A 9,493-nucleotide genomic window follows, 5' to 3' on the forward strand; every position below is an offset into this window, starting at 1 on the left:
ACGCCGACGCTCCGACTCGGGGCGGCACACCGCTGCTCGAACTCGAAGGCGTCCGGACGTACTACGGCGAGAGCCACGTGCTCGAGGGCGTCGACCTGGAGGTCCGCGAGGGCGAGGTCGTCGCGCTGATGGGCCGGAACGGCGTCGGCAAGACGACGACGCTCCGCTCGGTGCTCCAGCTCACCCCGCCGCGCGAGGGCTCGGTGCGCCTGCGCGGCGAGGAACTCGTCGGGCGCGGCACCCACGAGGTCGCCGACCGCGGCGTCGGCTGGATCCCGGAGGACCGCCGGATGTTCGCCCAGCTCACCGTCGAGGAGAACGTCCGCGTCGCGGTGCCCGACGGCGACGCGACCGACGAGGGGCTGGAACTCGCCTTCAAGACGTTCCCCGACCTCGCGGAGCGCCGCGAGGCGAAGGCGGGCGACCTCTCGGGCGGGCAACAGCAGATGCTCGCCATCGCCCGGGGGCTCGTCGGCGGGAACGACCTGCTGCTCGTCGACGAGCCGAGCGAGGGACTGGCCCCGCAGATCGTCGAGGCCGTCGCCGACGCGCTCGCCGACGCCGCCAGCGACACGACGATGCTGCTGGTCGAACAGAACCTCCCGCTCGCGCTCGACGTCGCCGACCGCTTCTACGTGCTCGATCACGGCACGGTCGTCGACGAGGGCGACACGGCGGCGGTCGACGCCGACTCCGACCGGCTCAGGAGGTACCTCTCGGCATGAGCCCCGCGGCTTCCTCCCTCGCCGCCGTCGTCTCGGCTGGAAGCTCCCTCGCCGTGACGCTGTCGGCGGTCGACTCGGTGACGGTCGCGCCGCTGGTCGTCGACGCCATCGTCGAGTTCCTCTCGCCGAGGACGCTCGCGGAGGTGTTCCTCCGGGGGCTCGCGGAGGCCGGCCTGTACGTCATGATCGCGGCCGGCCTGACGCTCGTGTTCGGGCTGATGGGCGTGCTCAACTTCGCGCACGGCTCGCTGACGATGATCGGCGCGTACCTGGGCAGCCTCGCGCTCGTCGCCACCGTCGGGGGGTCGAGCGGCGCGGCGTTCCGGCTCCTCATGTTCGGCGTCGCGGTCGTCGTCGCCTTCGGCGCGCTCGCCGCGCTCGGCGGCGCGCTGGAGGTCGGGCTCATCAGGCCCATTTACGACCGGCCGCCGCTGTACCAGATCCTGCTCACGTTCGGCGTGACGCTGATGCTCGACGAGATCGCGCGCATCCTCGTGCTGTTCTACGGGCTCCAGCCCACGACCGTCTGGCAGGACGTGCTCGGCACGAAGCCGGCGTTCCTCTCGGAGACGTACGGCGGCCTGATCGGCGGGCTGGAGCTGTTCCAGCTCCTCTTCGGCCTGCTCACCGTCGTCGGCGTCCACCTGTTCCTCACGCGGACGCGCTACGGCCTGTTCGTTCGCGCCGGCAGCGAGGACAGCGAGATGCTGAGCGCGCTCGGCGTCGACGTACGCCGGGTGTTCACCGTCGTGTTCGCGCTCGGCACGGGGCTCGCGGGCGCCGCGGGCGTGCTGCTCGCGTGGGACTCCGCGTGGGGCGCGTCGGTGCCGCTGGCCGCGGAGACGCTGCTGCCGGCGTTCGTCGTCGTCATCATCGGCGGGCTGGGGACGTTCCGCGGCACGGTCGTCGCGGCGCTGCTCGTCGGCCTCGTCGACGCGACGATGACCTGGTGGTTCCAGAACTACATCGCGTTCACGGGCCTCCCCGAGATGACCATCTTCCTCATCCTCGTCGTCATGCTCGTCGTGAAACCGCAGGGCCTGTACGGCGTCTCGGAGGTGGGAGGCCATTAGCGACCCCGACCGTCGCGACGTCGGGGCGGGCGATTCGGCCGGCGACGCCCCCGCCGGGTCCGACCGGACCGACGGCGGCGAACCCGCCGACGGCAACGCGGGCGTCGACGTGGCGGACGCGAACGACTCCGCCGCGGCCGAAACCGGGACAGGGCGGGCGACCGCCACCGACCCCTGGTACCGTCGCTACGCGCGCGACCACCTGGTCCACCTCGCGGTGGTGCTGGCGTTCGCGGCCTACCCAGGCGTGTACAGCCTGCTGGTGAACTCGCCGCTGTCTGCCGAGTTCGTCGCGCTGTTGCCCCGCGTGGAGACGCTGGTCGTCGTGCTGTTCTTCGCGCTGTTCGCCATGTCGTTCGACTTCATCAGCGGCTACACCGGCTACCTCTCGTTCGGCCACGCGGCGTTCTACGGCACCGGCGCGTACGTCGTCGTGCTCGTGGCCAATGAGAAGCTCGCGGTGACGGTTCCCGTCCTGGGCACCCTGCTCGGGCCGGAGACGCCGTTCATGCTGCTGCTGGTGCTCGCGGGCGTCGCCGCGGCCGTCGTGGCGCTGGCCATCGGCAGCGTCTCGTTCCGGCTGTCTGGGGTGTACTTCGCCATGATCACCCTCGGCTTCTCGCAGGTGCTGTACGTGTTCGTCCGCGGCTGGGACTTCGTCGGCACCGCACCCCAGGAGGGCATCGCGGTCACCGGCCCGGTCGGCGGCTTCGAGATCGGCGTCCCGTACGTCGACTCGCTCACCGTCGCCATCGGCCAGTTGACCGGCGACTCCGTCGAGGGCCTGCTCGGGTTCATCAGCCTGAGCCCGACCGAGGTGTCCTTCTACGCCGTCGGCACGGTGGTGCTGGTCTGTTATCTCCTCATGCAGCGGCTCATCCACTCGCCGTTCGGCACGGTGATGCTCGCCATCCGCGAGAACGAGGAACGGGCCCGCGCGGTCGGCTACAACACCTACGCGTACAAGCTGGGCGCGTTCGTGATCTCGGGCTTCTTCGCCGGCGTCGCCGGCGCGCTGTTCGCCGGCTTCCGCCGGTCGGTGACGCCCGAGAACGGGTTCTACTTCCTCGTCGCGGGCGACGCGCTGCTGGCGTCGATCATCGGCGGGTTCGGCACGCTCGTCGGGCCGCTGTACGGCCACCTGCTCGACGAGGGCGTCCGCGAGTTCCTCTCGAAGGAGGGCGGCGGGGGCGGCCTGCTCCCGTACCTCCGCGCGAACCTCGGCGAGGACACGTTGGCGACCGAGATCTACAACGGGCTGACGTTCGGCGAGGCGATCGACACGTTCCTCAACGGCCACGCCGCGCTGTACGTCGGCCTGCTGTTCGTCCTGTTCGTCCTCTACGTGCCCAACGGGCTGCTCGGGACGCTCCGCGACCGGCTCGGCGGCCGGGTGGCGAAGGCCGCGCCCGCACACGTGCGACGGTGGTTCCAGTGAGCGAGGAGGCCACGGGAGCCCGACCGGACGCCACCCACCTCCGCGAGGTCGGACTCACCGGGCTCGGGACGTACGTTCCGGACGAAACGGTCTCCGGCGGGGAGATCGCCGCGGCGAGCGACATCCCGCGGGACGTCGTCGTGGAGAAGATGGGCGTCCGCGAGAAGCACGTCGCCGCGCCCGACGGGGACCACGTCACGGACATGAGCGTCGCTGCCGCCGAGGAGGCGCTGTCCGACGCCGGCCTCGACGCCGCCGACCTCGACCTCGTGCTCTATCACGGCAGCGAGTACAAGGACCACGTCGTCTGGTCGGCCGCGGCGAACGTCTGTGACCGCATCGTGGCCGAGGACGCCTACGCCCACGAGTCGTACGCGCTCTGTGGCGGCGCGCCCGTCGCCATCCGCCACACGGCCGCACAGCTCCGGACCGGCGACGTCGACACGGCGCTGCTCGTCACGGCAAGCCGCGAGGAGGACCTGGTCGACTACGGCGACGAGGACGCGAGCTTCATGTTCAACTTCGGCGCCGGCGCGGCCGCGACCGTCCTCGAGGCCGACCCCCCGGACGACCGCACCCGCGCCGTCGTCCGGGAGTCGGCCGCCCACACCGACGGGAGCTTCTCGATGGACGTGGTGATGCCGGCCGGCGGGTCGAAGCGGCCGGCCTCGGCCGACACCGTCGCCGAGGGGCTCCACGCCCTCTCGGTCCCCGACCCGGAGGACATGAAGGAGCGGCTCGCCGAGGTGAGCGCCCCGGCGTTCCTCCGCGTCGCCGACGGGAGCCTGGAGAAGTCGGGGTACGACCGTTCGGACGTCGACTTCGTCGCGCTCACCCACATGAAGCGCTCGTTCCACGAGCACCTCGTCTCGGAACTGGGCGTCGGCGAGGACGGCCACCACTACCTCGACGGCTACGGCCACGTCCAGAGCGCCGACCAGGGGCTCGCGCTCCGGGAAGGGCTGGACTCGGGGCACGTCGAACCGGGCGACGTGGTGCTGTTTCTCGCGGCCGGCACGGGCTACACCTGGGCCGCGACGGTGCTGGAGTGGCGCGGGTAGGCGGCCCGTCGTCGCCGCCCGACCCGCCGCTAGCGGGGGCCGGTCCCCCGAAAAGCACTCGAAAACCGGTGTGTGTTCGGCCGGCGGGCGCGGCCTAGTTCCGGCCACGAACGGCGATCGCCGGACGCTCGGACGGTCGGTTCAGTGGACGTCCAGCCCCTCAAAGCGCAGGTAGCCGAACGCGAGCGGAACCGCGGTCCAGAGCCCGAGGACCACGAAGCCCATCCAGTCCTGGAGGTAGAACGCGCCCCCGGACGGGTAAACGGAGAGCTCGGCGTACTCCGGGATGACGGCCCTGGCGGCGTGCATGAACGCCGTCGAGGGGTTGAGCAGCCCGAGCAAGAGGAACCAGTCCGGCAACCCGGCCTCCGGGATCTCCTGCCCGTAGACCGCGAGCTGGAGGAGATACAGGAGGACGTCCCAGCCCAGCAGGAACAGCGAGTACAGCGCGCCGGCGCCGACGAACGCCCGCATCCGGGAGGCCATTCCCGCCGAGAAGCCGGTCGCGAGCGCGACGTATACCGCGCCGTAGAGCACCGTAATCAGCGTGAGGCGGGCGAACACCGAGACGTCGAACGTGTCGTAGGTGAGGAGCGCGACCGCCCCCGCCACGGCGTACCCGACCAGTATCGACACGGCGATCACGCCGGTTCGGCCGACGAACTTGCCGAACACGACGTCGGCCCTGGAGTTGGGAAGCCCGAGCAGGAGTCGAAGGCTGCCGCTCTCCCGCTCGCCGGCGACGGCGTCGTACGCCAGGACGAGCCCGATCAGCGGGACCAGGAACACCGTCGGCTGTCGCATGCTGTTCAGCAGCGCCAGCGTGTCCGTCCCGAGCGCGGCGTCCCGGTACACGGGCGGGACGAACTGGATCGCGGCGAGCCCGGTCGCGAACAGCGCGAACAGGAGGGTGAGCCCCACCAGGGAGAACGAGCGGATCGAGTCGTGGAAGTCCTTCCTGCCGACGGCGGACAGACCCATGATCGACGGTTCCTCGAACCGCTGTTGAACCTTGTGGAGTCGATCCGCGCCCACCCGGTGGCGAGCGGCACGGCCCGATCCGCTCGGCTCAGTCCTGGCCGTACGAGCCCGCCGGGAACGCCCGCGTCGCGGTCGCCTTGAACGAGGCGACGACCGGCGAGTCCGGGGCGAGCGCGAGGGTGTCGACGCTCGTCCGGGTCACGAGGACGGTCAGGTCGGCGTCGGCGCCGACGTCGACGACGACCAGCGCGAGCGCGTCGCCCTCGGTGACCTCGCGGACCTCGCCGTTGAACCGGTTCCGGGCGCTCGTCTCCGTCCCCGGGACGCTTCCGGGCGCGTGGAGCGTGATGGCGTCGGCCCGGACCGCCAGCCGAACGTCCCGGGCGGAGGCGGGGACGATCGCCCGGACGGGCCCCGCGTCCGTCTCGACCGTCCCGAGTTCCCCGTCCGTCTCGACGACCGTGCCGTCGAGCACCGTCTCCTCGAGTTCGGTCAGGTCGGTGAACTCGGCGGCCACCCGGTCGAACTCCGCGAGGAGCCGGTCGGCCGCGTCGGTCAGTGAACTCCCGCCGCCGCCGGACCCACCGCGCTGGCGGTCGACCAGCCGTCCGAACGCGTCCTCCAGTTCGACGACGCGGCGCTGCGAGCGGGAGTAGGACCGTCCCAGCGCGGTCGCCGCGCCGTTGAGCGACCCGTGCTCGTGGACCGCCCGGAGCAGCTCCGCGTCGCGCTCGCCGAACTGCACCCCCGCCCCGTCCAGTTGCGTGTCCACGTCGACCTCGAGGTCCATGCGGTCCCGTCTCCCCCGACGGGCAAAACGGTTATGCCGAGTCCGAAACAACGACGGTTGTGTCCGTGCGGAAACAACGACCGGAAGGGGGCGGCCGTTCGCGCCGGCGGTTCCTGCGAGCGACCGGCGTGGCGGGCGCGGCCGGGCTTGCGGGCTGTCTGCGCGGCTGGTCGCCCGCGGGGGCGACCGGAGACGACGCCGGCGAGGAGTCGCCGACCGTCGCCGTCCTCTCGGCTGGCAGCCTCCAGCACGCGCTCGAACGCGGGCTCGAACCCGCGGTCGACGTCCCGGTCCGGATCGAGTCGCACGGCTCGGCGACCGTCGCCCGGCTGATCGACGAGGGGCAGCGCGACCCCGACATCGTCACCGTCGCCGACACGGCGCTGTTCGAGCGGCCGCTGTCGCCGCCGTGGTACTCGGTGTTCACGAGCAACGCCGTCGTCCTCGCGTACAACCCCGACACGGCGGGCGGACGCCGGGTCGCCGGCGCGAGCCCCGAGCGGTGGTACGAGCCGCTGGTCGAGCGCGAGGTGCGGCTCGGCCGGACCGACCCCGACCAGGACCCGCTGGGCTATCGCACGCTGTTCGCGCTCGAACTCGCCTCGCGGTACTACGACGACGCGCCGGACCTGCGGGAGCGAATCCCGCGCCGGGAGCAGATCTACCCCGAGACGGGGCTGCTCAGCCGGTTCGAGACCGGCTCGATCGACGCCGCGTTCGCCTACCGGAACATGGCCGTCGAGCGCGACTACGAGTACGTCGCCCTCCCGGACGAGATCGACCTGGGCGACCCGGGGTACGACGACGGCTGGTACTCGACGGTCTCCTACGAACTGCCGAGCGGACAGGTCGTCCGCGGCGGGCCCATCGAGTACGCGTCGACGATCCGCCGGATGAGCGACGCCGCGCGCTCGGTGTTCGCCGTCCACACGACGGGCTCGTACCTCGCGGAGTCCGGGTTCGTGGGCAGCGACCGGTTCCCGCGCTACGAGGGCGCGGTCCCCGACGAGGTGCGGCGGGCGACGGACGGATCGAACGGCAGCCGATCGAACCGCCCGCCGACCGAACGCGCGCCCGGCGACGCCGTCTCGGAAATCACGGTCCTGATCTGACCAACCATGGCAACACGAACGACGCACCGGGGGTGGCTCCGCTCGCTCGACTGGCTGTCGATGGCGCTCGCGCTGGGCGGGCTGTTGCTCGTCTACTACCTCGCGCCGATGGCGTCGCTGTTCCTGTCGGCGTCGCCGGCCGAGGTGCTCGGCGGGCTGTCCGACCCGACCGTCCGATCGGCGGCGACGACGTCGCTGCTGTCGGCCTCCATCACCACGGCGCTCGCCACGGTCCTTGGCCTCCCGCTCGCGTACTGGCTCGCGCGCGCCGAGACGCGCTGGACGACCGCCGTCCTCGCCGCCGCCGTGCTCCCGCTGGTGCTCCCGCCGACCGTCGGCGGGGTCGTGTTGCTCACCGTGTTCGGCCCCGACACGCCCATCGGCGGGGCGGCCGCCGCCGCGGGCCTCCCGCTCACCCGGTCGCTCGCGGGCGTGGTGCTCGCCCAGACGTTCGTCGCGTCGCCGTTCGTCGTCGTGACGGCCAAGGCGGCCTTCGAGAGCGTCGACCGGACGCTCGAACACGCCTCGCGCTCGCTGGGCAAGAGCCGCTGGCGGACCGCCCGCCACGTGACGCTGCCGCTCGCCGGACCGGGGATCCTCGCCGGGATGACGCTCGCGTTCGCGCGGGCGATGGGCGAGTTCGGCGCGACGATGATGGTGGCGTACTACCCGCGGACGATGCCGGTCGAGATCTGGGTGTCGTTCCAGGCGCTCGGGCTCGAGCGCGCCTACCCGGTGGCGATACTGCTGGTCGTGATCGCCGTCGGGGCGCTCCTGCTCTTCAACACCGTCGCGTCGAACCCCTGGGCATGACGCTCGAACTGTCCCGACTGTCGAAGACGTACGGCGGGTTCTCGTTCGGCCCCGTCGACCTGACCGTCGAGACCGAGGTTCTGGCGGTGCTGGGGCCCTCGGGCAGCGGCAAGACGACGCTCCTCTCGGCGGTCGCGGGGATCGCCGATCCCGATTCGGGGTCGATCCGGCTCGACGGGCGGGAGCTGGTCGGCCGGTCGCCCGAGGACCGACGCGTCGGGATGGTGTTCCAGGAGGGGGCGCTGTTCCCGCACATGACCGCCCGGGAGAACGTCGAGTACGCGGCCGTCTCCGCCGACCGCGTCGACGAACTCGCGGCGGTGCTCGAACTGGACGGGGTCCTCGACCGGCCGCCCGCGACGCTCTCTGGCGGCGAGCGCCAGCGGGTCGCGCTCGCACGAACGCTGGCCGCGGACCCGGACGCGCTGCTGCTCGACGAACCGCTGTCGAGCCTCGACGCCCCGATCCGGAAGCGCCTCCGCGACGAACTCCACGGCCTGTTCGAGTCGCTCGACGTCCCGATCCTCTACGTCACGCACGACCAGCGGACCGCGACGGCGCTGGGCGACCGGATCGCCATCGTTCGGGACGGCAGCATCGAACAGATCGGGTCGCCCTCGCGGGTGCTCGACCGGCCCGCCAGCCGGTTCGTCGCGCGCTTTACCGGCACCGAGAACGTCCTCGAGGGCAGGGTGACCGAGCGGACCGGGGACGGCGCGTCGGTCCGGGTCGGCGACGTTCCGTTCCGGACCGGCGCGTCGGACTCCAGTATCGCTCCCGACGCGCCAGTCACGGTCTGTATCCACCCGGCGCGGGTCGAGCTCCGGGCCCCCGACGGAGCCGGCGAAGCCGAGGCGGCGAGCGCCGTCGCCGGGACCGTCGACCGCTGGGTGAACGAGGGGAACGAGTACCGGGTCGACGTCGACGCGGGGTCGTTTACGATCACCGCGAGCGTTCGCCCGCCGACGTTCGAGCGACTGGGGATCGACGCCGGCGCCGAACTCCGGGTGCTGATTCCCCGGGAGTCGATCCATCTGATTCCTGAGCAGGGGAGTCCTCGATAGGCTATTCAGCCGGTCCGCGGCCGATGCCGCTCCGGTGGAGAGCGACGCACCCGGAGTGGCAGCCGGACCCGCCAGCGTTCGAACATGTATATAGCGTGTGATGGTGTACGAACCCCGATTTCGGCCGCAACGGGACGCGACGGGGTCGGACCGTTCACGCCACGATGGGCGACGCGCCGTGGCCACCGCGGCCCGCCCGTGAGTACCGGGGGTGCGTCGGACGGACGATCCAGCCGATCGTACTGTGCCGGGTCGGACGGCCGACCCGGTTCGGGAAGTTCGAGCGCGTGGGACAGTTCGTCCGGGTTGTCGGGTGCGGACGGGAAAGCGGTCCGAAGAGTCCCGGAGAGCCGAACTGCGCGAGCCGTCAGAACGGGGTGAGAGGGCAGAGACCAGCGAACGAGGAAACCCATCCAAACTGTACGAACTGGACAAC

Annotated in this window: 9 protein-coding genes; 7 read left to right on the forward strand and 2 right to left on the reverse strand. The window is 71.7% G+C overall.

Going from position 1 to position 9,493, the window contains the following annotated elements; all coding sequences use genetic code 11:
• Nucleotides 1-32: 32 nt before the first annotated feature.
• The 4 genes from RJT50_RS18595 to RJT50_RS18610 all read left to right on the forward strand — a co-directional run bounded on the left by RJT50_RS18595 (nucleotide 33) and on the right by RJT50_RS18610 (nucleotide 4,297).
• Nucleotides 33-725 (forward strand): ABC transporter ATP-binding protein, encoded by a 693-nt coding sequence (locus RJT50_RS18595; RefSeq protein ID WP_425499744.1) that lies wholly within the window; start codon nucleotides 33-35, stop codon nucleotides 723-725.
• Between the two features lie 92 nt (nucleotides 726-817).
• The gene (locus tag RJT50_RS18600) at nucleotides 818-1,798 is read left to right on the forward strand and encodes a branched-chain amino acid ABC transporter permease (protein WP_313696327.1); all 981 of its coding nucleotides are present in this window, start codon (nucleotides 818-820) and stop codon (nucleotides 1,796-1,798) included.
• Nucleotides 1,799-2,045: 247 nt separating this feature from the next.
• Entirely contained in the window at nucleotides 2,046-3,236 is a 1,191-nt protein-coding gene (locus RJT50_RS18605) for a branched-chain amino acid ABC transporter permease (RefSeq protein ID WP_313696328.1), read from the forward strand.
• Entirely contained in the window at nucleotides 3,233-4,297 is a 1,065-nt protein-coding gene (locus RJT50_RS18610) for a 3-oxoacyl-ACP synthase (protein WP_313696238.1), read from the forward strand. Before RJT50_RS18605 ends, RJT50_RS18610 begins: the two co-directional genes overlap by 4 nt.
• A gap of 141 nt (nucleotides 4,298-4,438) precedes the next feature.
• On the opposite strand, the gene RJT50_RS18615 is transcribed toward RJT50_RS18610, so the two are convergent.
• The gene (locus tag RJT50_RS18615; RefSeq protein ID WP_313696239.1) at nucleotides 4,439-5,278 is read right to left on the reverse strand and encodes an ABC transporter permease subunit; all 840 of its coding nucleotides are present in this window, start codon (nucleotides 5,276-5,278) and stop codon (nucleotides 4,439-4,441) included.
• Nucleotides 5,279-5,366: 88 nt separating this feature from the next.
• Nucleotides 5,367-6,068: a TOBE domain-containing protein gene (locus RJT50_RS18620; RefSeq protein ID WP_313696240.1), complete on the reverse strand. Its 702-nt coding sequence runs from the start codon at nucleotides 6,066-6,068 to the stop codon at nucleotides 5,367-5,369.
• 65 nt (nucleotides 6,069-6,133) lie between these two features.
• On the opposite strand from RJT50_RS18620, the gene RJT50_RS18625 reads away from it, so the two are divergent.
• The 3 genes from RJT50_RS18625 to RJT50_RS18635 are packed head-to-tail and all read left to right on the forward strand — an operon-like array spanning nucleotide 6,134 to nucleotide 9,057.
• The gene (locus tag RJT50_RS18625; protein ID WP_313696241.1) at nucleotides 6,134-7,180 is read left to right on the forward strand and encodes an extracellular solute-binding protein; all 1,047 of its coding nucleotides are present in this window, start codon (nucleotides 6,134-6,136) and stop codon (nucleotides 7,178-7,180) included.
• A gap of 6 nt (nucleotides 7,181-7,186) precedes the next feature.
• A complete protein-coding gene (locus RJT50_RS18630; RefSeq protein ID WP_313696242.1) occupies nucleotides 7,187-7,993 on the forward strand; it encodes a molybdate ABC transporter permease subunit in 807 nt (268 codons plus the stop codon).
• On the forward strand, nucleotides 7,990-9,057 hold the full coding sequence (locus tag RJT50_RS18635) for an ABC transporter ATP-binding protein (RefSeq protein WP_313696243.1): 1,068 nt from the start codon (nucleotides 7,990-7,992) through the stop codon (nucleotides 9,055-9,057). Before RJT50_RS18630 ends, RJT50_RS18635 begins: the two co-directional genes overlap by 4 nt.
• The last annotated feature ends 436 nt before the right edge of the window (nucleotides 9,058-9,493 follow it).

The sequence above is a fragment of the Halobaculum sp. XH14 genome (assembly GCF_032116555.1).
GTDB classification, from domain to species: domain Archaea; phylum Halobacteriota; class Halobacteria; order Halobacteriales; family Haloferacaceae; genus Halorarum; species Halorarum halobium.